General features: G+C 63.2%; 24 protein-coding genes. 16 read left to right on the top strand and 8 right to left on the bottom strand.

Annotated elements, in window-relative coordinates:
* Positions 1–62: 62 nt before the first annotated feature.
* The 3 genes from Cth01_RS11600 to cls form a co-directional block, all read right to left on the bottom strand.
* Positions 63–755, bottom strand: a complete 693-nt coding sequence (locus Cth01_RS11600) for a GntR family transcriptional regulator (protein WP_034351319.1) — start codon at positions 753–755, stop codon at positions 63–65.
* 8 nt (positions 756–763) lie between these two features.
* Positions 764–2,104, bottom strand: a complete 1,341-nt coding sequence (locus tag Cth01_RS11595) for a C4-dicarboxylate transporter DctA (protein ID WP_003069580.1) — start codon at positions 2,102–2,104, stop codon at positions 764–766.
* A 244-nt stretch (positions 2,105–2,348) separates the two neighbouring features.
* Positions 2,349–3,791, bottom strand: coding sequence for a cardiolipin synthase (cls, locus tag Cth01_RS11590; protein WP_045839278.1), 1,443 nt, complete (start codon positions 3,789–3,791; stop codon positions 2,349–2,351).
* Positions 3,792–4,000: 209 nt separating this feature from the next.
* On the opposite strand from cls, the gene Cth01_RS11585 reads away from it, so the two are divergent.
* A complete protein-coding gene (locus tag Cth01_RS11585) occupies positions 4,001–5,233 on the top strand; it encodes an ammonium transporter (RefSeq protein WP_034351322.1) in 1,233 nt (410 codons plus the stop codon).
* A 26-nt stretch (positions 5,234–5,259) separates the two neighbouring features.
* On the top strand, positions 5,260–5,580 hold the full coding sequence (locus Cth01_RS11580; RefSeq protein ID WP_034382730.1) for a hypothetical protein: 321 nt from the start codon (positions 5,260–5,262) through the stop codon (positions 5,578–5,580).
* 66 nt (positions 5,581–5,646) lie between these two features.
* Here Cth01_RS11580 and Cth01_RS11575 read toward each other — a convergent pair whose 3' ends face one another.
* Together Cth01_RS11575 and trpB are read right to left on the bottom strand one after the other, a co-directional pair.
* Entirely contained in the window at positions 5,647–7,023 is a 1,377-nt protein-coding gene (locus tag Cth01_RS11575) for a glycerophosphodiester phosphodiesterase family protein (protein ID WP_233425158.1), read from the bottom strand.
* A 120-nt stretch (positions 7,024–7,143) separates the two neighbouring features.
* Positions 7,144–8,346, bottom strand: a complete 1,203-nt coding sequence (gene trpB / locus Cth01_RS11570; protein WP_034351324.1) for a tryptophan synthase subunit beta — start codon at positions 8,344–8,346, stop codon at positions 7,144–7,146.
* Between the two features lie 187 nt (positions 8,347–8,533).
* On the opposite strand from trpB, the gene Cth01_RS11565 reads away from it, so the two are divergent.
* Positions 8,534–9,982: a DUF2868 domain-containing protein gene (locus Cth01_RS11565; protein WP_045839277.1), complete on the top strand. Its 1,449-nt coding sequence runs from the start codon at positions 8,534–8,536 to the stop codon at positions 9,980–9,982.
* Positions 9,983–9,984: 2 nt separating this feature from the next.
* Positions 9,985–11,541, top strand: coding sequence for a DUF3482 domain-containing protein (locus Cth01_RS11560; protein ID WP_045839412.1), 1,557 nt, complete (start codon positions 9,985–9,987; stop codon positions 11,539–11,541).
* Here the strand turns inward: Cth01_RS11560 and Cth01_RS11555 are convergent.
* Together Cth01_RS11555 and Cth01_RS11550 are read right to left on the bottom strand one after the other, a co-directional pair.
* Positions 11,516–12,688: a sensor histidine kinase gene (locus tag Cth01_RS11555; protein ID WP_045839276.1), complete on the bottom strand. Its 1,173-nt coding sequence runs from the start codon at positions 12,686–12,688 to the stop codon at positions 11,516–11,518. The genes Cth01_RS11560 and Cth01_RS11555 overlap by 26 nt on opposite strands.
* Positions 12,673–13,422, bottom strand: a complete 750-nt coding sequence (locus Cth01_RS11550; RefSeq protein WP_370545698.1) for a response regulator — start codon at positions 13,420–13,422, stop codon at positions 12,673–12,675. The genes Cth01_RS11555 and Cth01_RS11550 overlap by 16 nt, the downstream gene beginning before the upstream one ends.
* A 233-nt stretch (positions 13,423–13,655) precedes the next feature.
* Here Cth01_RS11550 and Cth01_RS11545 point away from each other — a divergent pair, with 233 nt between their 5' ends.
* The 12 genes from Cth01_RS11545 (at position 13,656) to Cth01_RS11490 (ending at position 24,590) form a co-directional block, all read left to right on the top strand.
* A complete protein-coding gene (locus Cth01_RS11545; protein ID WP_045839275.1) occupies positions 13,656–15,044 on the top strand; it encodes an efflux transporter outer membrane subunit in 1,389 nt (462 codons plus the stop codon).
* A complete protein-coding gene (locus tag Cth01_RS11540; RefSeq protein WP_045839274.1) occupies positions 15,041–16,189 on the top strand; it encodes an FtsX-like permease family protein in 1,149 nt (382 codons plus the stop codon). Before Cth01_RS11545 ends, Cth01_RS11540 begins: the two co-directional genes overlap by 4 nt.
* A 10-nt stretch (positions 16,190–16,199) precedes the next feature.
* Positions 16,200–16,958 carry an ABC transporter ATP-binding protein gene (locus Cth01_RS11535; RefSeq protein ID WP_063662641.1) on the top strand — a complete coding sequence of 253 codons (759 nt, stop codon included), beginning with the start codon at positions 16,200–16,202 and terminating at the stop codon, positions 16,956–16,958.
* Positions 16,959–16,960: 2 nt separating this feature from the next.
* Positions 16,961–17,896, top strand: a complete 936-nt coding sequence (locus Cth01_RS11530) for an HlyD family secretion protein (protein ID WP_045839273.1) — start codon at positions 16,961–16,963, stop codon at positions 17,894–17,896.
* Positions 17,889–18,602, top strand: coding sequence for an MtnX-like HAD-IB family phosphatase (locus Cth01_RS11525; RefSeq protein ID WP_034406777.1), 714 nt, complete (start codon positions 17,889–17,891; stop codon positions 18,600–18,602). Before Cth01_RS11530 ends, Cth01_RS11525 begins: the two co-directional genes overlap by 8 nt.
* Positions 18,599–19,507 (top strand): alpha/beta hydrolase, encoded by a 909-nt coding sequence (locus tag Cth01_RS11520; protein ID WP_045839272.1) that lies wholly within the window; start codon positions 18,599–18,601, stop codon positions 19,505–19,507. Before Cth01_RS11525 ends, Cth01_RS11520 begins: the two co-directional genes overlap by 4 nt.
* Complete coding sequence (locus Cth01_RS11515) at positions 19,500–19,868, top strand: DMT family transporter (protein ID WP_003069552.1); 369 nt, start codon at positions 19,500–19,502, stop codon at positions 19,866–19,868. Before Cth01_RS11520 ends, Cth01_RS11515 begins: the two co-directional genes overlap by 8 nt.
* A 12-nt stretch (positions 19,869–19,880) precedes the next feature.
* Positions 19,881–20,267, top strand: a complete 387-nt coding sequence (locus tag Cth01_RS11510) for a DMT family transporter (protein WP_045839271.1) — start codon at positions 19,881–19,883, stop codon at positions 20,265–20,267.
* Between the two features lies 1 nt (position 20,268).
* A complete protein-coding gene (locus Cth01_RS11505; RefSeq protein WP_045839270.1) occupies positions 20,269–21,474 on the top strand; it encodes a DegT/DnrJ/EryC1/StrS family aminotransferase in 1,206 nt (401 codons plus the stop codon).
* 139 nt (positions 21,475–21,613) lie between these two features.
* Complete coding sequence (locus tag Cth01_RS11500) at positions 21,614–23,245, top strand: FAD-dependent oxidoreductase (protein WP_034406788.1); 1,632 nt, start codon at positions 21,614–21,616, stop codon at positions 23,243–23,245.
* On the top strand, positions 23,242–23,571 hold the full coding sequence (locus tag Cth01_RS11495; RefSeq protein ID WP_034382744.1) for a 4Fe-4S dicluster domain-containing protein: 330 nt from the start codon (positions 23,242–23,244) through the stop codon (positions 23,569–23,571). The genes Cth01_RS11500 and Cth01_RS11495 overlap by 4 nt, the downstream gene beginning before the upstream one ends.
* Before the next feature lie 14 nt (positions 23,572–23,585).
* Complete coding sequence (locus tag Cth01_RS11490) at positions 23,586–24,590, top strand: ABC transporter substrate-binding protein (RefSeq protein ID WP_034406791.1); 1,005 nt, start codon at positions 23,586–23,588, stop codon at positions 24,588–24,590.
* Positions 24,591–24,617: 27 nt separating this feature from the next.
* Here the strand turns inward: Cth01_RS11490 and Cth01_RS11485 are convergent, their stop codons facing one another.
* Positions 24,618–25,931, bottom strand: coding sequence for an SAM-dependent methyltransferase (locus Cth01_RS11485; protein ID WP_045839269.1), 1,314 nt, complete (start codon positions 25,929–25,931; stop codon positions 24,618–24,620).
* Positions 25,932–25,943 lie beyond the last annotated feature (12 nt).

Genomic DNA, 25,943 nt, shown 5'->3' with positions numbered 1-25,943 from the left:
TCGCACTTCGCAAATGAAAAAAGCCAGGGTCGACCCTGGCTTTTTGGTTTGGAGAGCGTTGCTCAGAGGCGTTGCTTAAGCACGGGGGCGAGCGTGGCACGCAATCGGCCGCCGGGCTCCTCGGTCTCGGTCGCACGGATTTCCAGCGAGCGTTCCACCATGCCTATATGTTCCAGCAGCAGCGCCTTGGCACCCTCGGTGTCGCCGCGTTCCAGGGCGGCCACGATGCGTTCGTGCTCGGCGCAGGACTGGCTGGCGCTGTGCGTGGATTGGTAGAGCGTGGCAGCCAGGGTGGTGCGTGCCGTCAGATCGCGCAGCGTGTCGGCCAGCAGCCTGTGGCCCATCTGTTCGGCCAGGCAGACATGGAAATCCGCAAGCAGGAAGGCACGCGTGGCGCTGTCCGCCCCGGCGATGGCTTTCTGCTCCTGGGCGATATGGCGGCGCAGTCTGGTGATGACGCGCTGCAGCGGCTTGCCGGCTTCCTGCAATATGCCGGTCTCGATGATTCGCCGTGCAGAGAATGCATCCATGGCCTCGGCAGCCGAGGGCTGGACCACGTACCAGCCCCTGCGGGCCTGGACCTGGACGAAGCCGCGAGCCTGCAGTTGCATCAGCGCTTCGCGCACCACGGTGCGGCTGACGTCGAAATTGTTGGCAAGCTCCTGCTCTCCCAGCCGCTCCCCGGGTGCCAGTTTCTGGGCCAGGATGGCTTCGACGACGCGTTCCGCGATGTGCTGTGGAGAGGCAGGAGTCATTGCTTGGTTCAGTGGCTGGAGTGAGGGATGGGGACTACGACAGGCGGCACGATAGCAGATGCATGGTCTTCTTCTTCGGTCAGTGGCTCGGCCTTGCCGTCAAGTACCGCATGGGCACGTTCGCGGTCGATGTCTCCCTCCCAGGCAGCAATCGCCACGGTGGCCACGCAGTTGCCGATCAGATTGCCCAGGGCGCGTGCAATGCCCATGAACCAGTCCACCGACAGCACCAGCACCAGGCCGATCGCAGGGATGGCGGGAATGGCATGCAGGGTGGCTGCCAGCACCACGATGGCCGAGCCCGGTACGCCGTGTGCGCCCTTGGAGGTCACCAGCGCGATGGCCAGAATGGTCAGCAGGTCGGACATGCTGATCGGGGTGTTGGTGGCCTGGGCGATGAAGACAGCAGCCAGTGTGATGTAGATGGAAAACGCGTCCAGGTTGAACGAGTAGCCGGTGGGAATCACCAGGCCCACGGTGGAGTCGCGCACACCCATATTGCGCAGCTTGGCCATGATCTGGGGCAGCACGCTGTCGGAGGAGGTTGTCGCGAAGACGATGGTCAGCTCCTCGCGCAGATAGCGCAGCAGCTTGATCAGGCTGAAGCCGGACAGGCGCATCACCAGACCCAGCACCACGAACACGAAGATCAGCACCGAGACGTAGAACAGCGCCACCAGCATGCCCAGCTGCTTGAGCGAGCCTATGCCGTACTGGCCCACGGTGAAGGCGATGGCGCCCAGCACGCCCAGCGGTGCCAGCTTGATGATGATGCCCATGACCTTGAACAGAGCCATGGACAAGGCGTCCACCAGCGCGGAGACGGGCTTGCCGCGTTCTCCCAGCATGGTCAGCGCGCAGCCGAACAGCACGGCGAACAGCAGCACCTGCAGCACGTCGCCCTTGGCGAAGGCTTCCACCACGGTGGTGGGAATGAGCTTCATGAGAAAGTCCACCGTGCCGCCGCTGGTCAGCTTGTCGGCATTGCTGGCATAGGCCGCCATGGCCGAGGCGTCGAGCTTGCTGGTGTCCACGTTCATGCCCACGCCGGGCTCGAAGACAAAGGCAAGCACCAGGCCCATGCCCAGGGCGATGGTGGTCAGCACCTCGAAATAGATCAGGGCCTTGACGCCCACGCGGCCTACGCGCTTGAGGTCGCCTGCACCGGCAATGCCGTGCACGACAACGCAGAACACCAGTATGGGGATGATCATCTTGATGAGCTTGATGAAGCCATCGCCCAGGGGTTTGAGTTTCACGGCCCATTCAGGGGCCAGTAGTCCGGCGAGCACACCCAGTATGAGTGCGATCACCACCTGTCCGAACAGTGATCTGACAAAGCGGCGCATAGTCGTCTTTCGCAAGTTGTGGAATCTTGTATGCAAGTTGTCTGCAACTTGCATACAAGAATGTAGGCAAGCGAAAGGCGTGCCAGCAGAGGGTATTCCTGCAGATTTGTGTAAATTAGGGGAGGATCAGCCCTGACTTTCACGTATGAAATAAAAGGGCGTTCCGCCTTGGTGCGAGTGGGTCACCAGTGTGCACGCGCGTGGTGCGCGGGCTTTGGGCATGCCCAAAGCCAGGGCATGGTGCTTACAGCAGCGGGCTCAGGGCGCCCAGCAGGTTGTCCCAGATGCGCTTCCACCAGGGAGCCGAATGCACCTGTGCCAGCGTCACCACATCGGAATCGCGGAGATAGCTTTGCTGGCGCTGACGGATGGCCTCGGTAATGGCTTCGTCGTGCAGCAATACATTGTTTTCGAAGTTCAGGTCAAAGCTGCGCAGATCCAGATTTGTGGAGCCGATCAGGCTGACCGATCCGTCCAGGCAGAGGGTCTTGGCATGCAGCAGGCCAGGGCGGAATTCGTGGATGTGGACGCCGGCGCTCAGCAGCCGCCAGTAATGGCTGCGGCTGACGGCACCGACTATCCATGAGTCATTGCGGGCGGGCAGGATCAGTGTGACCTGCACCTGGCGCAGCGCGGCGGCGCACAAGGCATCTAGCACCGTGCTGTCGGGCACGAAGTAGGGAGTGGAGATCACGACCTCGCGCTGCGCACAGGCCAGCAGGCTGGCAACCAGCTGGGGTGTAGAACGTGCCCTTTCCGTCGGCCCTTCGGCAATCGCAACGGCATGGAAGCCGTCGTCAGCGGCAGCGCCGGCCTCGATTGTCGGTGGTGCAAGGCTCGCATCGGACTGCGCCCAGTCGCTGGCAAAAGCCTGCTGCATCTGCATGACCACCGGACCCTGCAGGCGCAGCATGATGTCCACCCAGGGGGCATAGCGAGCCTTGATGCGAAAGCCTTCGTCGGCGCAGTTCTGGCTGCCGCAATAGTTGATCCTGCCGTCTATGAGCGTGATCTTGCGGTGGTTGCGCAGGTCGATGCGGCTGGTCAGCATGACTTTGAGCAGATTGCTAATGGGCAGGGCAATCGCCAGGTGCACGCCGGCCTGCCGCATCTGCTGCCACAGTGGCGAGCGTGTCAGTGCGCGCGAGCCCAGACCGTCGACCATGGCCCGGCAGGTCACGCCGCGCTGCGCGGCACGCATCAGGGCATAGGCCACATCGGTGCCGGTGCTGTCGTCCAGCCAGATGTAGTACAGCACATTGATCTCGTGGTGCGCGGCATCCATGTCGGCCAGCATCTGCGCACGGGCATGCGCGCCATCGCGCATGAGCTCGGCCCTGTGGCCGGGCAGCGGTACAAAGCCGTTGATGGACGAGGCATAGCGGAAGGCCGGCAGCCATTGATCGGGAATGGCGGGCCGTGCCTGCGGCATGGGGCCGGGGGCGGTCGCAAGGGCGCTGCCCCGGGTCTGGCAGAACTCGCGCACATTGAGCCTTCTGCGGCCTGGTACGCGGCCCAGGGCCACTTCCCCAAACAGGTAGTACAGCAGGCAGCTCACATAGGGCAGCAGCACGATGACCATGAGCCAGGCCAGCCGCACATCGGGCCGCATGTCTCTGCGCAGCAGAATGCGCAGGCCGAAGCCGGCAATCAGCAATACATGAAGAGTCAGCAGCAGCCAGGTCATGAATCAGTGCAGCAACGATGGACCTTGTCGAGCATAACGGGCTCAGGCCTGAGCACAAGCTGCCCGTCGTGGTTCTCATGAAACAGGCGCAAAGGCCTTGATGGGTCAACGCATGCTGCTATCCATCATGAAGCATCGACAGATCGACATGGCACTGGCATGGAACCTGCTTCCTTTTTTGTCAAAGCAAACAAGCAGGGGGGGAGTGCATGGAAATGGTGCCATTGACTGCCATCGACAAGGCAGATACCGGTTGGGTCATGGTCGCGTCGGCGCTGGTCTTGCTGATGACCTTGCCGGGCATTGCCCTGTTCTATGCGGGGCTGGTGCGGCGCAAGAATGTGGTCAACACCATGGTGGCCGTGTTTGCGGTGGCCTGCGTGGTGACCCTGACCTGGTTCGGCCTGGGCTACTCGCTCGCGTTCACCGCCGAGTCTGCCTGGCTTGGCAATCTGGGACGAGCCTGGTTTGCCTCGCTGCACTTCGATGGCCGGCGCAGCATGATCTCGGTCAGCCATCTGGCACCGCATCTGCCCGAGGCGGCCTATGCCCTGTTCCAGGCCGCATTCGCCATCATCACCACCTCGCTGATCGTGGGGGCCGTGGTAGAGCGCATGCGCTTTGCGGCCCTGCTGGTGTTTGCCGCGCTGTGGAGCGTGGTGGTCTATGCGCCGGTGGCCCACTGGGTGTGGGAGAGCGGGGGCTGGCTGAACCAGCTCGGCGCACTGGACTTTGCCGGCGGTGCCGTGGTGCATGTGAATGCGGGCGTGGCGGCACTGGTCTGTGCCTTCATGATGGGGCGCAGGCGCGGCTACGGAACCGAGCCATTCGAGCCGCACAGCCTGGGCTGGACGGCCATGGGCACGGCGCTGCTGCTGTTCGGCTGGTTCGGCTTCAACGCGGGATCGGCCCTGTCTGCCGACGGGCGTGCAGCGCTGGCCTTTGTGGTCACTCTCGTGGCGGCTGCGGCCGCCGGGCTGGCATGGATGGTGGTGGAGTGGCTGGTTCGCGGTGCTCCGACCTTGCTGGGCCTGCTCTCAGGCATGGTGGGCGGACTGGTGGCCATCACACCGGCTGCGGGCTTTGTGCAGGTGGGCAGTGCGGTGTGGATAGGCCTGATTGCGGGCGCCGTCTGCTTCTGGGGCGCAACCTGGCTCAAGCGCCGTCTCGGGGCCGATGACTCGCTCGATGTCTTCGGCGTGCATGGCGTGGGCGGCATTGCGGGCTCCATCCTCACGGCGGTGTTTGCCGACCCCCTGATTGCGGGCACAGGCGCCACGGTGATGAACCAGTTGATTGCCGTGGCCGCGGTGGCTGCCTACAGCGGCGCAGCCACGGCCGGGGTGCTGGTGCTGATCCGTCTGCTGATGCCTTTGCGTGTGGATGCCGTGCAGGAAATGGAGGGCCTGGATATCAGTCTGCATCTGGAGCGTCAGCACTAGTGATCCATCAAAGACAGGAGCGGTGTATGGAGGACAGCGAGCGAGTGGCGGTGGCCGCACATCTGCATGTGGTGCTGCGGCGCAGGACGGGCCGGGTGACCGATACCGAATGGATGGCCTGTAACCAGGCCTATGCACAGGCCATGGTGGCTTTTGCGCTGGAGCATGCACGAGAGCAACAGGACGAGGAGCTGGCGCGCCTGGCCCGGCGTCTGCAGGACAGCTGGAGCGGCGACAAGCCCCGGCATGCAGCGCCTGCCGAGACTGCGCAGAGCGACAGCTCCGTCACCGCCAAGGCCGCCGAGATACTGCGCACCTCGGCACGCTATATCGGCGGGCTGCGCTGAGGCACAAGCAGGTCCTGAGGCCGGGACGGCCCCGGCGCTCAGGCCGATGCCGGCTACGAGCCTGGCCTATGGCTTTTTCAGCTCGGCGATATAGGCTTCGCGAGCCTTGACGCCAGCAGCAGTGAAATCGGTGAATACGCCATCAATGCCCAGGCGGTAGTAAGCGAGGTATTCCTGAGCAGGGTCACCCTTGAAGATGCCAGCCAGGCGGCTGGCCTCACTGCGGAAGGTAAAGCTGTGCACCACCAGCCCTGCCTTGTGCGCGTTGGCGATCAGGCCGGTGTCCTTGAGCGTGTTGACGTCCTTGAGGCCTGCGCCGTCCTTGTAGGGAACGACGGAATGGGCCAGCACCTGGGGTTTCCAGGGGCCGATGCCGTCGGCATAGGTCTTGATCTCGGCCAGGCCTGCTGGCGTCTGCATGACCGCGAAGCTGCGCGCATCGCCGGCCAGAGTCCAGCTATAGGGGCGGCCGCTGATGAAGGTCCATTCGTCGGCGGTGATATAGCCGACGGAGCCGTCCCTGAAGTTGTAGTCGTTGCCATCGATCAGCTGCACCCCTTTGGCCCGCATGCCCGCCTTGCGCAGATACTTCAGGCTGTCAGGGTCGAAGCTCTGGATGTAGATGGGCGCATCCTTGGTGTTGAGCCGGTTTTTTTCCAGCAGCGCCATCACGGCATCTTCGAACGGATGCTCGCCCGTGCCGCAGCTGTTGGCGATGGCCTGCTGGTTGTTCCAGTAAGGGTTCTTGGTCTCGGCGTAGACGGCAATCGTGCGGCCTGCCGCCTTGCCCTTGGCCACGGCGATATCGATCACATCCTGTGCGCTGATCAGTGGCAGCTTGCCGTTCCATTCCGTGGGGCGATCGGCGCGGTTGTCCAGCGTGGTGCCGCCCAGCAGGGTGCGCAACTCATGCAGGCTGAAGTCCGAGATGGACCAGTCTCCGGTGTGGTCCTCGCCGTCAACCACCAGAGCCTGCAGCACCGACTTCTGATTGTTCGGGTCGATGCGGTCACTCAGGTACTGCGCGGGGCCGTTGGCGGCAATGGCCGGGTACTTCACGTTGACCAGCACGCCGGGCGTGTTGCGCTTGCGGCCCGCCACATAGGCATTGATCTTGGCGACCTCGGCGATATTGGTGCTGTCGCTGAGCCAGGCGTTGTGGCGAGCCACCAGCTGGCAGTCACGCGTCATGTGCATGTCCAGCTCGATCATGTCGGCACCGGCATCAATGGCTTTCTCATACGCCATCTGTGTCTGCTCGGGGTACAGTCCCGAATAGCCACGGTGGGCGATGACCTGGGGCTGCTTGCCGTCCAGCGTCAGAAACTGCGGCGCAGGCGCCGGCGTCGGGCCATCTCCGCCGCCACAGGCGCTCAGGGCAAGGGCGGCAAGCAAGGTCAGAGCAAAGACGGGGTGGCGGGTATGGGACATGGTTTCAGGCATGGATGGAGATCGCCTCATGCTTGCGGTTGTTGATGACGGTTCTGTGACCGTGCCCTCAGAGCATTTCACGCTCCGAAGCATAGGGCTGCCGGGGCGGCTGCCCTGTGCGGGATGCGGCAGTTACAGTCCCAGCTTCCTGGCGACGTAATCGGCATCCTTGTCGCCGCGACCCGATAGGTTGACCAGAATATGCTGGTCCTTGCCGAGCCCCGGCGCTTCGCGCATGGCCCAGGCCACGGCGTGCGCACTTTCCAGCGCCGGGATGATGCCCTCCACACGCGACAGCGTCATGAAGGCATTCAGGCATTCCTTGTCGTCCACGGACTGGTAGTCCACGCGGCCTATATCCTTGAGATAGCTGTGCTGCGGACCCACGCCGGGGTAGTCCAGGCCCGACGCAATGCTGTGCACGGCGGCCGGCGTGCCGTCGGCGTTCTCCAGCACATAGCACTTCATGCCGTGAATCTCGCCGGGCTTGCCAACCGACAGCGTGGCGGCATGGCGGCCGGGCTTGTCCACGCCCTCACCGGCAGGTTCCACGCCCACCAGATGCACGGACTCGTCACCCAGGAAGGCCGTGAAGATGCCCATGGCATTGCTGCCCCCGCCCACGCAGGCGGCCACATGGTCGGGCAGCTTGCCGTGCCGGGTCTGGAACTGTTCGCGTGCCTCACGACCGACGATGGACTGGAAGTCCCGCACCATCATGGGAAAGGGGTGGGGGCCGACCACCGAGCCGATGGCGTAAATGGTGTTGACGGGGTCCTGCAGATAGACCTCGAAGGCGCTGTCCACGGCCTCCTTCAGCGTGGCCGCGCCACGCGTGACGGGCACCAGATTGCAGCCCAGGATGCGCATCTTTGTGACGTTGGGGTGCTCCTTCTCGATATCCACCTGGCCCATGTGAATCTCGCAGGGAATGCCCACCAGCGCGCAGGCCGTGGCCAGGGCCACGCCATGCTGGCCGGCACCGGTCTCGGCAATGACTTTTTTCTTGCCCATGAACTTGGCCAGCAGTGCCTCGCCCAGGCAGTGGTTGATCTTGTGAGCCCCCGTGTGATTCAGATCCTCACGCTTGAGATGGATCTGTGCGCCGCCCAGTTGATCGGACAGGCGCCTGGCGTGAAAGATGGGGCTGGGCCGGCCCACATAGTCGGCAAACAGCGCGGCCAGCTCGTCCTGGAAGTCCTTGCGTTTGACGATCTCCTCGTAGGCTGCGGCAATCTCGTCCATGCATCGCTTGAGCTCTGGCGGCACGAGCTGGCCGCCGTAGGGGCCGAAGAAGCCTTGCGCATCGGGCATGGCCTGGGGGTTCTGGGTCATGGCGTGTCTCCTTGGTGTGTGGTGCAGCAAAGCTGCATTCATAGCACACGGCGGGCTCAAGTCGCTTGCAGGCAAGTCCGGATGGAATCAGCACAGAAATGAACGCAGCCCTCAAGATGAAAGCGCTGACAGCTATTGTTTTGATATTGGCAGGCAACCTGCCCCTGCTCTGAAACACAATAGCGACATGAAAGCCAGCTCAGCCCGCGATATTGTCTTTGCCCATGCCCTGGAAACCGCAGCTCCGCACGAGGCGCTGCCCACGACCGAGCGTTGCACGGCCATCACGCAGGAGTGCCTGCACGCCCAGGGCAAGGCCAAGGGCGGCGGCCGTGCAGCGTTCGAGAGTTTTCTGCAGGAGCGGGCACAACGCGTGATTGCTGCAGCGCAGCTGCCTGCCGACATACGCGCCGTGGCCCGGCAGCACGCCGGTATTTCACGCTGGTTGGTGCTGGCCGTGATGACAGCGGCATTTGCGCTGGGCTTTGCGGGTCATGCGATCACGGACCCGCATCGTGTGGATCTGCTCTCCGCCTCCCTGATCGGCATCGTGCTGTGGAACTTGCTGGTCTATGTGCTGTTGCTGCTGTCCTGGCTGCGCAGTCTTGTTCGGCGCAGGCAAACAGTGATTGCACCGCTGGAGCCTGAGCCAGGTCAGGGCGCTGCGGCACAGCGGCCCGTGGCTGCGCCCGGTGGCTGGCTGCAAAAGCTGCAGACGAAAAGGTGGAGTGTTTCGCGCGGCACCGGGCTGCGCAAGATGGCGCTGAACTTCGAGCGCAACTGGTGGCAGGTCAACCAGAGACCGCGCCGTGCGCAATGGCTTGTGTGTCTGCATCTGGGTGCGGCAATGCTGGCACTGGGTGCGCTGGCATCGCTATGGCTCACCGGCCTTACCAAGGCTTATCAAGTGGGGTGGGAGAGCACTTTCCTCTCGCCGTCTGCCGTGCAGACCTGTCTGAACATGCTGTTTGCGCCGGTGCAGCATCTGCTGGGCCAAGCACCGTGGAGTCTGGCGCAGATCCAGGCACTGCAGGGCTGGTCGGCCGGTGATGCCGCAGAGGCGGGGCCGCGCTGGGTGCAGCTCTACAGCTGGTTGCTGGGATTGATGGTGGTGGCACCGCGTCTGCTGCTGGCGCTGTGGCAAGGTGCCAGGGTCTGGTGGTTGAGCCAGCATCTGGCATTGCCGCTGCAGCAGCCCTATTTCCAGAAGCTGCAGCGTGACTGGGCGGGGCGTGCAACGGCGCTGCTGGTGCAGCCCTACAGCCTGGACATCACGCCTGAGCGCGAAGCCGCCCTGCGTAGCCATGTGGCGCAGAGCTACGGCGCTGGTGCGCAGCTTGCGTTGCTGCCCGTGCTGGCCTATGGATCGCCCTTGCCGGACGTTTCGGCTGTTGACGCACAGCAGGTGCTGCTGCTCAATCTGGCGGCTACGCCCGAGACGGAAATTCATGGCGTGCTGCTGGCGCAGGTATTGAACCGCTGGGGTGCGCATACCGATGTGTGGCTATGGGCGGCGGACTTTCGTGCGCGCAACAGCGGTGCCCCGGCGCGAGTGCAGGAGCGCGAGCAGCTGTGGCGGGAATTTGTGCGCGGCGCGGGTCTGAACGCGACCCTGGTGCCCGGCGCAGGAGTGTGATGATGAGTGAGAGCAACGAGCTGGTTCCGATTGACAGCAGCATTCAGTGGTGTCTTTTGTCGCACACCAATATCGGCAAGACCACGCTGACCCGTACGCTGATGGCCGACGATGTCGGCGAGATTGACGATGTCGCACATGTGACCACTCAGTCACAGCGCTATCTGCTTCAGAAAACGCAGCAGGGCGATGAGCTGTGGCTTTGGGATACGCCGGGCTTTGGCGACTCGGTGCGGCTGTATGAACGCCTGCGGCAGCAGGGCAATCCGCTGGGCTGGTTTCTCAGCAATGTCTGGGATCGCTGGCGCGACAGGCCTTTCTATCTGAGTCAGCGTGCCTTGCTCGCTGCGCGCGATCATGCGGATGTGATGCTCTACCTCGTCAACGCGGCAGAAGACCCGGCCGATGCAGGCTACTGGAGCGCCGAGATGAACATTCTGGCCTGGATGAACAAGCCGGTCATCGTGCTTCTCAACCAGATTGGCAGCGACACCACGGCAGAGCAGACACAGGAAGATTTGCGGCGCTGGCAGCAGGCGACGCAGAGCTTTCAAAGCGTGGTGCGCGATGTGCTGGTGTTGGATGCCTTCACGCGCAGCTGGTGGCATGAGCGCAAGATGATGCAAAGCATTGCGCCTTTGTTGCCTCAGTCCAAACAGTCTGCCTATCAGCGCCTGCTGGCACAGCGAGCTTTGCTGCAGCAGCAGCGCGAGCAGGCGAGCCTGGGGGTCATGGCAGATCAGCTGATAGCTGCGGCAGGTCTGCATGAAAAGCTTGATCCCGAGCAAGGCAAACTGCTGGCGCGAGCCTGGCAAAGCCTGAGCCAGCTCACCGCCAAATTGGGTAAATCGGCAGAGGGTGAAGAGCGGCTCGGAGCCCAGGCCAAGGCAGCCGTTCAGCGGCTGATGCAGGCTTTGCGTCAGGCCGATGTGCAGTCCACCCAGCGCTTGCTCGAGATTCATGGACTCGACGGTCAGGCGGCCAGTCAGATACAGGAGCAATTGCGCAGCCAGCTTCAGATCACCACGCCGGTCGATGCGCAGGCAGCCAGCTTGTGGGGGGCGTTGACTGCCGGCGCAGCCACAGGACTGGGGGCCGATCTGATGGCAGGAGGTTTGACGCTGGGTGCCGGTGCCCTGGTGGGGGCGCTGCTGGGGGCCATCACCTTTGGGGGCGCGGCTTGGGGCGCGAACAAGATGTTCGACCAGGAGCAGCAGAGCTTTCAACTCTCGACCGACTATCTGAACGCAGCAGCTGCTCAGGTATTGCTCAAGTACCTGCTGATCTCGCATTTCGGCCGTGGTCGCGGTCGCTACACCAGCCCTGCGGCGCCCAGTCAATGGAGTGAGCTGGCCCAAGGCACGGTGCAGACGCATGCCGCGCAATGGGCGGCACTCTGGGCGCAGCTGCGCGAAGCACATGCCGCAGGAGCGGCTGCCGATGCGCAGAGAGTCGCCATGATGGAGCTGCTCTCGCAAAGCCTGCAGCAGATCATGGCCGACCTCTATCCGGGGCTGAATGCAGAGTGCGGTGTCAGAGACGGGGAAAGCGCACGGTAAAAAGCGCGCCGCCACGCTCGGAGACGCCCGTGCTGACGGTGCCGCCCTGCGAGGTCACCAGAGCCTTGACGATGGACAGGCCCAGGCCAGAGCCTTCCCGACGGCGCTTTCCTGGGGCCTGGACAAAGCGCTGGAACGGATGGGCCTGAACTTCGTCAGCAAGGCCGGGCCCCGCATCGCCTACTTCCAGGATCACCCATGACTGGTTCTGGTGGTCGGAGCTCGCATACACCCGGATGCTCAGCCAGTGGCCGCTGCTGGCATGGCGCAGCACGTTGCTGATGAGGTTGGTGGTGATCTGGCGCAAGCGATCGGTGTCGGCCTTGATGTCGGTGCTGCCATCGCCGTCCTGCATGGGCAGATCCAGTGACAGGGCCATGTCCAGCTTCTGCAGCTGCGGGTGCAAGTCCTCGACGACATCACCGACCAGTGCGGCGAGGTCTATGCGTTCCTTGCGCAGAGACAGCTGTCCGGCGTCGGCCATGGAAAGGGTGTGCAGATCGCCGACCAGTCGTCCCAGATGCTCGACCTGAGCCAGCAGCGTCTTCATCTCGGCCTGGCTGGAGTCGATGACGCCGTCGCAGATCGCATGCAGTCTTGCCTGCAGCACCGTCAATGGGGTGCGCAGTTCGTGGGAGATGGAGGCGGCCGTGGCCAGACGCTCTGCTTCCAGCGTCTCCAGCGAATCAACCATGCCGTTGAAGGCATCGATCATTTCTGCCATCTCGCCATGGGCATTGCCCTTGACGGCTCTGGAGGCCAGATCGCCACGCTCCACGCGCGCAGCCACTTCCACCATGGAGGCCAGCGGACTGGTGATGCGTCGCGAAATCCAGAAGCCCACGGCCATGCCGAAAGGCAGGCTGACAGCCAGGCCGATGACCAGCGACCATTTCTCGCCAAACAGGCGGTCGCCTTCCCAGTACTCGGAGTAGATCTGCAGGGCTCTGGGGCTGTCTTCCAGATCCTGGGACTTCAGCGCCTCCAGCTCGGTTTTGACGGGGCTTGGCAGGTGGCGGTAGAACTCGCGGTACTGCAGCTCGGAAAACGCCAGCACGCCAATGGCCAGAGAGGCAATGGCCAGCAGCACAGCGGCCGTGATCCACAGACCAAAGCGGACCCAGATGCGGTTCAGTCCCAGGGCCATAGACGATAGCCAATACCGCGCACGGTCTCGATCAGCCCGTCCTGGCCGGCCAGTTGCAGCTTGCGGCGCAGTTTGGATAGGTGGGAGTCGATCACCCGCTCCAGCGCATCGCTTTCCGGCAGGCAGTTCTCAATCAGGTAGGCACGTGAAAAGCAGCGGCGTGGCTGGGCCGCCAGGCAGGCCAGCAGACGGAACTCCGTGAGCGTCAGCGCCAGAGGCACGGCCTGGCCCGCATCGTCATAGACGGCTGCACTATGGGCTTCCACGTCGATCTCTATGGGGCCGACGCGAATGGGAGCGGCCACCGGCGCAGGCTTGGCCTGGGTACGGCGCAGCACGGCACGCACCCGGGCCACCACCTCGGGAGGGTTGAAAGGCTTGACCACATAGTCGTCCGCCCCCAGGCGCAGTGCCAGCAGCTTGTCCACATCGTCTGCCAGGGCCGTCACCATGATGACGGGGACATCGCTGTCATTGCGAATCATGCGCAGCACATCCACTCCATCGACCTTGGGCAGATGAATGTCTAGCAGCACTAGGTCCGGGCGCAGCTGGCGAAAGCTCTGCAGGGCTTCCTCGCCGTCTTGCGCCATGCGAATGCGCAGGCCGTCGCGCTCCAGATAGGCGCTGAGAACGCCGGCAATTCCGGGTTCGTCTTCGACTACAAGCACCATGGGCGTGGAAGCAGGTTGAGCAAAAGTAGTCATGGTTTTGTGTGCAGCAAAGTCATGCATCTGCTGGACTCCCTGAAACTTGTTATCTGCACATTATGTGCGTTGCCGCTGCAATAGCCGAATGGCTACGGCTCTCCATAATTCCTACATAAACCCTGCAATCTGGCGAAAGCTTGCTGCCGTTCAATGGCGAGGATGGAAAGCTGTTTCTGCTTTCTGCAGCTTCCCGGGTGACACCTATAGCTTGAGCCAACTGCGCTGTGATATTTCCTTCCCACGTCTCGCGTCTTCGCATGGGCAGTCTGTGTCTGTGTGCCTTGTCGTTGCTGGCAGGCTGTGCTGCGCCCGAGGCAGTCAAGCTGGACCGGACCACGCCACCTCAGTGGCAGCAGCAGGAGTCGGCTCAAAAGTCGGACCCTGCGGCATTGGCCCACTGGTGGCGCGCCTGGAATGACCCTGCTCTCAATGTGCTGGTGGACGAGGCGCTGGCCCAGAACCTTGATGTGGCTCAGGCCGTGCTGCGTCTGCGTCAGCAGCGCTTGCTGGCGGGTACGGCCGATGCGGCTTTCCGCCCCATAGTCAGCACCGGAGCGCGGACCCTGCAGGATATCGCGGCAGTTGACACCTACTTTCATGCCAGCATTGATGTGAGCTGGGATCTTGGCCTGTTTGGTGACTCCGAAGCGGCGCGCCGTGCAGGCACGGCCGGCGTGCTGGATGCGCAAGCCCAGCTGCATGCAGCGCGGGTGGCGTTGGTGGCCGAAGTGGTGCACCGTTATCTCGATATCCGGCTGGCCCAGGTGCAGCGCAGCCTGGTCGAGAGGCAATTGCAGCAGGCGCAGCGACAGCTGCAGCTCTTGCAGATTCGGCATGAGCAGAGACTGACAGATGCCCAGTCTCTGGAGCAGCAACAGCTGCAGCTGCGCACCGCAGAGTCTCAGCTGTTCACCCTGAACGAAGCCCAGGCGCGTGGTGCCCATGCGCTGGCTGCCCTGTTGGGACGTGAGCGTGCCGAGCCGCAGTGGCTGCAGCCCAGGACGGATGCCGCATTGCCCGCAATGCAGGCGCTTGCCGTATTGCCGGCAGACCTGCTGCGCAACCGCCCCGATATTCAAAGTGCCGAGGCTGCGGTGGAGCAGGCTGCGGCCGAGGTCGGCGTGTCGCGCGCGGCGCTCTATCCGCGGTTGACCCTGACGGGGTCCCTGCTGTATGCATACAACCTGACGCGCAATCACCGCACGACCTCGGACTCCATTCCCATGGTCGGTCCGCAGATCGACATTCCGCTCTTTGACTGGGGTCGCCGCCGTGCTGTGGCGGACGGCAAGGAGCTGGCGCTGCAGGCCAGCATCAAGGCATACCGCCAGGCCGTGCTCAATGGCATTGCCGAGTCCGAAACTGCCCTGGCAGCGGTTGCCGCCCAGCAGCAAAGGCAGCAGCAGCTGCAGTCCCAGCAGCAGATTCATGCCGGGCGCGAGAAGGCTCAGGCAGTGCGCCAGCAACTGGGCCTGTCCAGCGAGCTTGCGGGCATCGATAGCGCCCGCGCCAGCCTGCAAAACCAGAGCGAGCTGGCAACCGCCAGGGCTGCCGAGGCGCTGGCCTATGTGGCTCTCTACAAGGCAGTGGGTGCTGCGCCTGTCGATGCCGCGCTTGTTACCCGGACCACAGAGGCTCAGCCATGATTGCCCTGGCGCGCAAGACGCTGATCCATGAGTGGAGACGCTTTGTCCCTTCGGTGTTCGCCGTGGGCTTTTCGGGCGTTCTGCTGGCCATGCAGGCCGCCTTGGTGCTGGGCATCTTCGGCTCTGCCGCGATCTACGTGACGGCCTCTTCGGCCGATCTCTGGGTGGGCTATCCGGGCACGCAAAGCGTGAACTTCGGGCGCAATATCGGCAGCGATGTGGAGATGCGCCTGCGCATGGACCCCGATGTGGCGGCCGTGGAATCCTATGTCTGGGTCGATGGCGACTGGCGCGCGCGCGCCGGTGCCCAGGGCGCGACCGGAGGCGGAGTCTCGGTCTATCTCTCGGGCGTCAGCACTGCGGACAACTCCATGATGTTCACCAAGGTGCTCACATCCTGGCAGCGGCAGCTGCTGCGCGAGCCCGGTGCCGTGATTGTTGACAGGGCGGACCTGGGGACTCTGGGCGCGCAGGAAGGCAGCACGGCCTGGATCAACAACCATGCGGTCAAGATCGTGGCTGCCGTAGACGGCTTGCGCGGCCTGGGTGGCGTCAACGTGATCTCCTCGCTCAGCTCGGCCCGCGAAATTGCAGAAACCAGTGCCGAGCATGGCAGCACCTATTTCGTGGCACGCCTGAAGCAAGCTGCCAAGGCAGGCGAGGCCCAGGCGAGATTGAGCCAGTCCAGCAGCAGCTTCGGCCCGTACGAGGTCTGGACGGCCGATGCCTTTGCGCGCCGCTCTCAGCGTTACTGGATGCTCGATACCGGAGCCGGTGCCGGCGTGCTCTTCATGGCCGTCATCGTCTGCCTGGTGGGCGCCATCGTGACCAGCCAGTCGCTCAAGGCGGTGGTGGCAGGGTCCGCCCGCGAGTATGCGGTGCTCAATGCTCTGGGCGTGAGCCGAGCGGCACTGGGCCGCGTGGTGGTCGAGCAGGCCTGCTGGATTGGCGGCCTGGGCTTTGTGCTGGCGGCACTGGCCAGCGCGGTGCTGCTCAGCATTGCATCCAGCTACCGCGTCCCTGTTGCCCTCAACCTGTCAGCGGTACTCGCTTGTGGCTTTCTGGTGGCCGTGCTGTCGCTGCTGTCGGGTCTGGGCGCCATGCGCAGCCTGCTGCGTGCCGACCCGGCAACCCTGTTGCGTTAAGGCCTGAAACATGCAAGCCGAGACCATGATGGAACGCATCAAAACGCCTGCTGCAGCCAAGGATGCAGCGCCCAGCCTCGAGGCCGTGCGTCTCGACAAATCCTTTGTCTCGGGCATCGTCCAGGTGCATGTGCTGCAAGGGCTGTCCGTCAGCCTCTATGCGGGGGAGCTGAGCCTGATCTCCGGCCCTTCGGGCTGCGGCAAAAGCACGCTGCTGTCGCTGATGTCGGGACTGCAAAAGCCCGATGCCGGTCACGCGATCGCACTGGGCGAGGACCTGGCCAAGCTCGGCACGGCGGCGCTGGAGAAATTTCGTCTGCGCCATACGGGCTTCGTCTTCCAGGGCTTCAATCTGTTTCCGGCCTTGACGGCACTGGAGCAGGTGCAGTTGCCGCTTGGCTATATGGGGCTCAGAAACGCCGAGACATTGCGCCGTGCCAGGGAGGCGCTCGACGAAGTGGGGCTCTCGCACCGCAGTCATATGCGCCCGGCCCAGCTGTCGGGCGGCGAGAAGCAGCGTGTGGCCATCGCACGTGCCATGGCCAAGCAGCCCCGCCTGCTGTTTGCCGACGAGCCCACCAGTGCGCTGGATGCCGAGAGCGGCCAGCGCGTCATTGACTTGCTGCACCGTGCGGCGCGCACGCACGGCACCACGGTGCTCTGCGTCAGCCATGACCCGCGTCTGGTGCGCCACGCCGATCGTGTGCTGGGCATGGAAGACGGCGCCATTCGCAGCGACTGGCGCCAGAACAGCCCCATCAAGGAATAAACATGAACCCAAGCCCATTTCGTCTCAGCATTGTGTCGGGCGCGCCGCTGCTGGCGGCGGCCGTGCTGATGCTGGGCGGGTGCTCTCCGTCTCAGGATGCTGCCTCCGTGATCACGCCGGCTGCAGCCCAGATCAAGCCTCAAAGCCAGGTAGCCGTTGCGCGGGGCAAGATCGACGTAGAAGGTGGTCTGCTCGACCTCTCCTCGGCCGCATCGGGGGTGGTGCAGCAATTGCTGGTCAAGGAAGGCCAGAGCGTACAGAAAGGCCAGCCGGTGCTGCGTCTCGCGGACGATGCCGCGCGCGCCGATCTGGCGGTGGCGGAGTCCGAGCTGCAGCTGGCACAGACCAAACTCAAGACGCGCCAGGATCGCCTGCCCGCGCTCAAGTCCACGCTGACGCGCTGGCAGGCTGCTGCCAAACAGGGGGCAGCGGATCTGCAGAGCGTGGACGAAGCCGTGCAGGCCCTGCGTGATGCACAGTCCGAAGTGGATATTGCGGCTGCAGAAGTCACGGTCGCCAAGCGCAAGGCGGAGCAGTTGAGGGCTCTGCTGCAGCGCCACGAGCTGCGTGCGCCCGAGGCCGCAGTCGTGGTGCGTCTGCAGGCACAGGGCGGCAGCATGCTGCAAAGCGGCAGTCCGGTGGCGGTGCTGCTGCCCAAGCGCCCCTTTATCGTGCGTGCCGAAGTCAACGAAAGCTTTGTGACGGCGATTCGCGAAGGCATGAAGGCCCTGGTGACGGTGGACGCAGACGGCAGCGCTGCCCGCCAGGAGTTTCCCGCTGCGACCGTGCTGCGAATCAGCCCCGTCTACGGCACGGCCAGGCTGCAGGACGATGCACAGCGCGGCCCGGTAAGAGTTGTGGAATGCGTGCTGGCATTTGACCAGCCGCCGGCCAATGTCAAGGTCGGTCAGAACGTGAGGGTCAGTTTCCATGAATAAGCGCATTCAGATTTGCCCGTCGCCGGCAGGGACAGCTTCGGCCGGCTGGATGGTGCAAAGCGATTTCGACGGCACCATCAGCCTGCTGGACGTGACCGATACCCTGCTCAACCGCTTTGGCAGGCCGGGCTGGCAGGAGCTGGAGGACGCCTGGGAGCGTGGCGAGATCGGCTCGCGCGAATGCATGAAGGGGCAGGTGGCTCTGCTGGACATGAGCGAGGCTGAACTGCAGAACCATCTGGACAGCATCGAGATCGATGAGCACTTTGCCGGCTTCGTGGCCGAGGCCAGGCTGCATGGCATCAAGGTGCAGGTCGTCAGCGACGGCATTGACTATGCGATTCGCCATGTGCTCGCACGCCATGGCCTCGGGGATCTGGAAGTCATCGCCAACCATCTGGTTCAGACGGGCGAGCGCAGCTGGCGACTGGATTCGCCCTGGGCCAGCAATCGCTGCACACGGGCCAGCGGCAACTGCAAGTGCGAACGTCTGGCCGAGCAGCAGGCCGTGCACGGGCGGGTGCTCTATATCGGCGACAGCACGTCGGACTTCTGCGTTTCCGGCAAGGCGGATTTCGTGCTGGCCAAGTACAAGCTCATCGACTATTGCGAGAGCCAGGGGATTGCCCATGCGCGCTTCGAGCATTTTGCGCAGGCCACCCAGTTGCTGGAGCAAGTCATCTTCGGCATGGAGCAGACTGCATGAATGCCTCTGATGGATTTGGGTTGCTGCAGCAGCCGGATTTGCAGCAGCTATGTGTGACGCCGCATGAATTCGTCATGCCCGGCGAAGGCAGCAATGCCCGCACGGGCGTGCTGCTGATCCATGGCCTGACCGGCACGCCGGCCGAGATGCGCCTGCTCGCAAAAGGTCTGAACAAGCAGGGTTTCACGGTCTACGGGGTGCAGCTGGCAGGACATTGCGGCAGCATGGAGGACTTGGTGGCTGCCCGCTGGACGGACTGGCTGGCAAGTGTGGAGTCGGGTCTGCAGCGCTTCTTGCAGCATGTGGACCATATGGTGGTTGGCGGTCTGTCCATGGGGGCGCTGCTGTCGCTGGCCGTGGCCGAGCGCCATCCCGACAAGGTGGCGGGCGTCTGCGCGCTGTCCACCACCTTCCGCTATGACGGCTGGAGCATTCCGGCCTATACCAAGCTGGCGTTCCTGCTGCCGCTTTTTCGCCTGCTGGGCATTGGCCGCAACAGTGTCTTCATGGAGGCCCCACCCTACGGCATCAAGGACGAGGCCTTGCGCGCGCGCGTGGTCGAGCAGATGAACAGCGGCGACAGCTCTGCCGCAGGCCTGCCTGGCAATCCCTGGTGGAGCGTCATCGAGCTGCGCGCCCTGTCCGCGAATGTGCAGGCCGGACTGGCGCAGCTGCGCTCGCCCTGTCTGGTCATTCATGCCCGGGAAGACGATATTTCCTCGGTCAGCAATGCCCACGATATCCAACGTGGCGCGGTCAACGCCCATGTCGACCTGGTGCTGCTGGACAATTGCTATCACATGATCACCATCGACCGCGAGCGCCGCACAGTGATTGCCAAGCTCAACGAGTTCATCGCGCGCATCGCCAGCTCGGCGGCGCCTGCCAGGGGTGCGAATGGGTAGTGATCTCTCGCCCCTGGTGGTGACGCTGTGGATACTCAATGTGCTGGTGGACAGCGGGGGGCAGCTGGCCTTCAAGGCCGCGGCCAGCGAGCCGGGGCATCGCAATGGCACGGAGCGCTGGCGCTTCATGCTGGCCAGGCCCTGGCTGTGGGTGGGCATTGCCTGCTATGTGGCGGAGTTTCTGGTCTGGCTGGCGTTTCTGTCGCTGGTGCCGCTGTCGGACGGGGTGCTGCTGGGCTCGATCAACATCGTCGCCATCATGATTCTGGGGCGGGTGCTGTTTCGCGAAAAGCTCGCGCCCATGCGCGTGGCCGGCATCGTGCTGGTGTCCGTAGGCGTGGCCATCGTTGGATTGCACTGAGGGCCGTCGGCTATGAAGCGTTTTTACATTGTCGGCTTTCTGGTACTCATGGCCTTTGACACGCTGGCGCAGCTCAGCTTCAAGCAGGCCGGTGATTCCGCACTGCCGCTGGAGTTCTCCACCGGCTGGCTGCTGCGCGTGTTCAGCCAGCCCTGGATCTACGGTGCATTCGTTGGCTACATCGGTGCCTTTTTCACCTGGATGAGCCTGCTCAAGCACGCTCCCATCGGCCCGGCATTCGCTGCCTCGCATCTGGAGATCATCTCGGTGCTGGCGCTCTCGTACTGGCTGTTCAACGAGCCCATTGGCTGGCCGCAGATCATTGGCTGTCTGTTCATCGTGGCCGGCATCATGTGCCTGGCGGTGAGCGAGAAGCCAGAGGCCGAGCAGGTCGCCTGACATGCGCCAGCCCACGGTGCCGCCAACGGCCGGCCTGCCACTACAGCTCGGCGACCTCTGGCCTTCGGGTGCGGGCAGCCTGGCAGGACAGCTGGCTGCCTGGCTGGGCGTGGAGGCGGTGCAGCTCGAATGCTCGGGGACCTCGGCCCTGATGGTGGCGCTGCGCAGCCTGCAGGCCCTCAGTCCTGGGCGCAGCGAGGTCGTTGCACCGGCCTATACCTGTCCGCTGGTGGCGCTAGCGATTGCGCAGTGCGGGCTGCAGCTGCGCCTGTGCGATCTGCGCGCCGACGCGTTGGACATGGACCCTGTCTGCCTGCAGCGCCTGTGCAGCGACCGGACGCTGGCCGTGCTGCCCACGCATCTGTGCGGGCGTGTGGCCGATGTGGACGCCGCCCTGCAATGCGCGCGCGCCGTGGGCGCCTATGTGATCGAGGATGCCGCCCAGGCGCTGGGAGCGCGCAGCGGCGAAGCTTCGGTGGGCCTCAAAGGCGATATCGGCTTTTTCAGCCTGGCCGTCGGCAAGGGGTTGAGCACCTTTGAAGGTGGCGTGCTGATGGCGCGCGAGCCTTCCATGCGTGCTGCGCTGAGCGCAGCCGGCGCCGCCACCCGGTTCAGCCTGTGGTGGGAGCTGCGCCGAAGCATCGAGCTGCTGGGCTACGCCATGCTCTACCGGCCCTCGGGTCTGCGCATGGCCTATGGCAAGCCGCTGGAGAAATCATTGTCGCGTGGTGACTGGGTAGAGGCCGCAGGCGATGACTTCGACGATCTCATTCCACAGCACAGTCTGGGACGCTGGCGCCAGAGCGTGGGGGCAAGGGCATTGCGGCGGCTGGAGGCGTTTCAGCGGCAAGCATCCGGGCAGGCCGGCCTGCGCATCGCTCAGTTGCAGGCTTGCGGGCTGGAAGTGGTGCAGGATGCCGCCCCCCGGGCGCAGGGCGTGTGGCCGGTGATCCTGCTGCGCATGCCGAGCCAGCAGGCCAGGGATGCCGTGCTGCGCGCGCATTGGGGCGGTGGCTGTGGTCTGTCTCTGCCCTTTGTCCATGTGCTGCCCGACTATGGCCGCTACGACCATGTGCTGGGTGCTGCACGCGACGACGCGGTCAGCCAGGCGCGAGACTGGGCACAGCGCTTGCTCGCCATCAGCAATAGCCCATGGCTGGATGACGAGCGCTTTGCGGATTTGCTGGACACGCTGGCAGCACGCTGATACGCCTACGCCTGCAATCTGTCTGCAATAACGATATAGAAATCCATTCGTTCTGTTTTAGCCGGCTCGTTTCTACACTGAACTTGAACGGACTGCATGGCCTGTTGCCCCGCAGATCAAGGCACAAGGAGTGGTGAAAATGGGAGTAGGAAAACGCTCGAGGCAAGCGCTGTCAAGCGCGGCGGGGGCTTGCCAGCACGACGTGGATGTTCTGGTTATCGGCGCTGGACCAGCAGGGGCATGGGCTGCCATCAGCGCAGCCAGCCAGGGGGCAAACGTGCTGCTGGTCGACAAGGGATATTGCGGAACATCGGGCGCAACTGCACCTTCGGGCTGCGGCGTTTGGCATGTCGACAATACCGGGGATTTGCGTGAGAAAGCCAAAGCCAGTCGTTACACCATGGGTGGCATGCTGGCCGAGCAGGCATGGATGGATCGGGTGCTGGAGCAGACCTGGAACAACATCGAGCTGTTGACTGAATGGGGCTACCCGTTCCCTGTCGATGTGGAAGGCAAGCTGCGGCGCAACTCCCTGCAGGGCCCTGAATATATGCGTTTGATGCGCAAGCAGGTCAAGGCTGCCGGCGTACGTATTCTTGACCATAGCCCGGCGCTGGAATTGCTCGTGGATGACGCTGGCACGGTATGCGGCGCAACAGGTGTGCGCAGGCAAGCCGAAGATACCTGGGTCGTGCGTGCAAGTGCAACCATCATTGCCACCGGTGGCTGCGCTTTCCTTAGCCGCGCGCTGGGCTGCAATGTGCTGACCGGTGATGGATACCTGATGGCCGCCGAGGTGGGGGCACAGCTCTCGGGCATGGAATTCTCCAATGCCTATGGGCTGGGGCCAGCGTTCTCTTCGGTCACCAAGTCACTGTTCTACAACTGGGCCAGTTTTTACTATGCAGACGGCTCGCTGATCGATGGTGCAGGGTCTTCGCGCGGGCGCAGCATCATTGCGCAGACGTTGCAGACACAGCCTGTTTTTGCGCGCTTGGACAAAGCCGATGCGAGCATTCAGGCATGGATGCGCACGGCACAGCCCAACTTCTTTGTCTCGTTTGACCGCAAAGGCATCAACCCTTTTCATGAAATGTTCCCGGTCAGCTTGCGGCTGGAAGGAACGGTGCGTGGCACTGGCGGTCTGAATGTGGTGGATGCCGACTGTGCAACCTCCGTGGCCGGGCTGTACGCTGCAGGCGATGCAGCAACGCGCGAGCTGATCTGTGGTGGCTTTACCGGAGGCGGAAGTCATAACGCAGCCTGGGCGCTCTCTTCGGGATTCTGGGCTGGTGCCGGCGCTGCGCGCTTTGCCTTGCATAACCCGATGAAAACACGGCAGCTTTACCGCGCTGGCAGTCCAGGTCTTGAGGAGCAGGGTCAAGCTCGGCTGGACAGCAGTCAGCTGATTCAAGCGGTACAGGCCGAAGTCTTCCCGTACGAGCGCAACTGGAATCGCCAATCCGATGAGTTGCAGCAGTCTCTGCAGAACCTTGATGCCTTGTGGCTGCGCCTGCGTACTGGTGTGCAGTTCCAGTCCATCGAAGAGCGCCTGCGCCTGAGGGAGGCAACAGCCATGCTGGCTACCTCGCGATGGATGTACCGGAGTGCCTTGCAGCGTACCGAAACCCGGGGCATGCATCGCCGTCGCGATCATCAAGAATTGGACCCTGGCCAGAGACATCGATTGATTTCTGGCGGCCTTGATGAAGTCTGGGTGCGTCGTCAGCGGGTCAAAGAAGTGCCGTCTTCCGAAGGAGTGCTCGCATGATCGAAATCATCAGTTCAGAGCGTTGCACCGGCTGCAATATCTGCGTCCATGCCTGTCCTACCAATGTGTTCGACATGGTCAAAGGGCAGGCTCCGCGCATTGCCCGGCAAAGCGATTGCCAGACTTGCTTTATGTGCGAGCTGTATTGCCCTGAGGACGCCTTGTATGTTGCCCCGGTGGCAGATGCTGCAGCCCATGTTGATGAGCTCGCGCCTGCCACGCAAGCTTTGCTGGGCAGCTATCGCGCCTCCGTTGGTTGGGGCAAAGGTCGCCAATCTACCGCGGCACTGGATGCTAGCTACGAGCTGCTGGCGCGTGCGCATTAGAAATTTTGTCATCCATGTCAGAACATGAAATCCGTTTGTCGGAAGCAGGCTCTTGTGCCGCTTTCAATCGTCGTCAATGGCTGCTTGGCGCTTTGGCGGCAAGCATTCCCATGCTGGGTGAAGCGCAGTCTCAAAGCGCGGTGCAGACCTTGCGTATCGGCTATATCGGTCCTGGAAAGAAGCCTGCTTATGCCACGGGCTGGGCGCTGCAGCAGGGTATCTTGCAGCGGGAGCTGAGCACGTTGGGCTTCTCCCAGGTCGTGACCCGTGTGTTTCCCAATGGACCGGACTTGAACGAAGCATTCATTGCCGACCATCTGGACATCGGCATCTATGGCGACACACCCGCAGTGGTCGCTCATGCGCAAGGCTTTCAAGGTAAGTTGCTGGGTTTTGATTGCGTGGGCATGAACACCTGGCTGCTGACCCCCAAGGCTGGCATCAAGACGGTGGAGGAGCTCAAGGGCAAAGTCGTTGGCGTGGCTCTGGGCTCATACATGCACCGCTTTGTGCTGGGTCTGCTCAGGCAGCATGGTTTGAGCGGCAGGGTCAAGGTGGTGCATATGCTGCCGCGCGACGGTGCACCGGCGCTGGAGCGTGGGGATGTAGCTGCGTTTGCCGCACCTATCAATATGGGGCCGTTGCTGGCGCAGCAAGGCTTTCCGGTTCTGGCAGAGGCTGCGCAATATCCGACGCTGCTGGGCACATCGGTCATTGTGATTTCTCCCAAACTGCTTGCGAGGTTGCCGCAATTTCCTGCTACCTGGGGCCGTGCACGCAGCATTGCCCTGGGGGAGATTCGTAGCGACAGCGCAGCGTATTTGGCGTTTCATGCCGAGGCCAGCGGTTTCCCGGTGCCTGCGGTCAAAGCCTCTGTGGCATTGAGCAATCTGCCCGCTCAGGCCTATCCGGAGCAAGGCTTGCATTTGATCTCCGAGGCCAAACGCTTCCTGCTCAATGAAAAGCTGGTGCGCAAGGATTTTTCCGTTGAGAGCTGGAAGATTCCCGGGTTTTCATGAGCTTTTCTTCTGACAAGATCATTGGAGTCAAGCGATATTTGCCCTTGCTTCAGTGGGATCTGTCATCGCGGAGACTCTGCATTTCTGTCCGGATTCCCTGGCTTTCAGTGCTGTCTCACGCTCGGCGATATAGCTGCGCGTGAGCGGTACGGCATCCTGTCTGCGCGCCAGCTGAACCTGGAAGATGGCGATGTCCTGATAGCGGAACGCGGTCTCCGACATGGACAGATAGAACTCCCACATGCGGCAGAAGCGCTCGTCATACAGGGCTGCGGCTTCGGCACGGCGTGCCATGAAACGCTCGCGCCACAGGCGCAGGGTCTGGGCATAGTGCAGGCGTAGCACCTCGATATCGCAGATCACCAGCCCCGCGCGCTCTATGGCTGGCGTGAACTCCGACATCGACGGAATATGGCCTCCGGGAAAGATGTAGCGCTCAATCCAGGGATTGTTGAAGTCGGGCACATCGCTGTTGCCGATGAAGTGCAGCAGCATCACGCCGTCCTCGCTGAGCAGCTCATGGCATTTGCGGAAGAAGGCGTCATGGAATCTCGTGCCCACATGCTCGAACATGCCGACGGAGACAATGCGCTCGAACGGCCCATGTGTTTCGCGAGTCATGTCGCGGTAGTCTTCCAGTCGGTACTCCAGCCGCTCGCCATGGATGGATTGCGAGGCCCTGGACTGCGCGCCGGCCAGTTGCTCCGTGGACAGCGTGATGCCTGTGACATGGCCGGCACCGCCCACCTCGGCCAGATAGCGCGAGAGACCGCCCCAGCCGCAGCCGATATCGAGCACGCGCTGGCCCGGCTCGATTAGCAGCTTGGCGGCGATATGGCGCTTCTTGGCCAGCTGTGCCGTTTCAAGGTCTTCGTTGCCCTGCTCGAAATAGGCGCAGGAGTACTGGCGCTCGCTGTCGAGAAACAGCTGATAGAGCCGGTCGTCCAGATCGTAGTGATGCGCCACGTTGGCACGCGATTTGCCGCGCAGATTGTTCTGCAGCAAGGGCCGCAGCTTCATGCGCCAGGCATCGAGCAAGCGTACCGTGGCGCTGACGGGCACCTGCCTGGCGCCGCGCAGCACCAGCTCCAGTACGTCATAGACCGTGCCTTGCTCGACCAGCAGGCGCTGCTGCATGAACAGCTCGCCAAAGTTGAGGTCGGGGTCGCGCAGCAGCGCAAGGACGGCACGTCTGTCGGCAAAGCGCAGGCGCGCCTGAGGCTGGCCGCCGTCGCCGAAGATCAGCGCCTTTCCTGAAGGAGTGATGACTTCGAGCCGTCCCGTGGTGACCAGAGGTGCAAATGCCTGTTGCAGCAATTTTTCGGTCAACCGATCCAGCATGTCAGCTCCTTG

The sequence above is a fragment of the Comamonas thiooxydans genome (assembly GCF_000964545.1).
Classification (GTDB): Bacteria; Pseudomonadota; Gammaproteobacteria; order Burkholderiales; family Burkholderiaceae_C; genus Comamonas; species Comamonas thiooxydans.
Note: the sequence above shows the minus strand (reverse complement) of the source record. Positions and strands in the feature narration are given on the sequence as shown.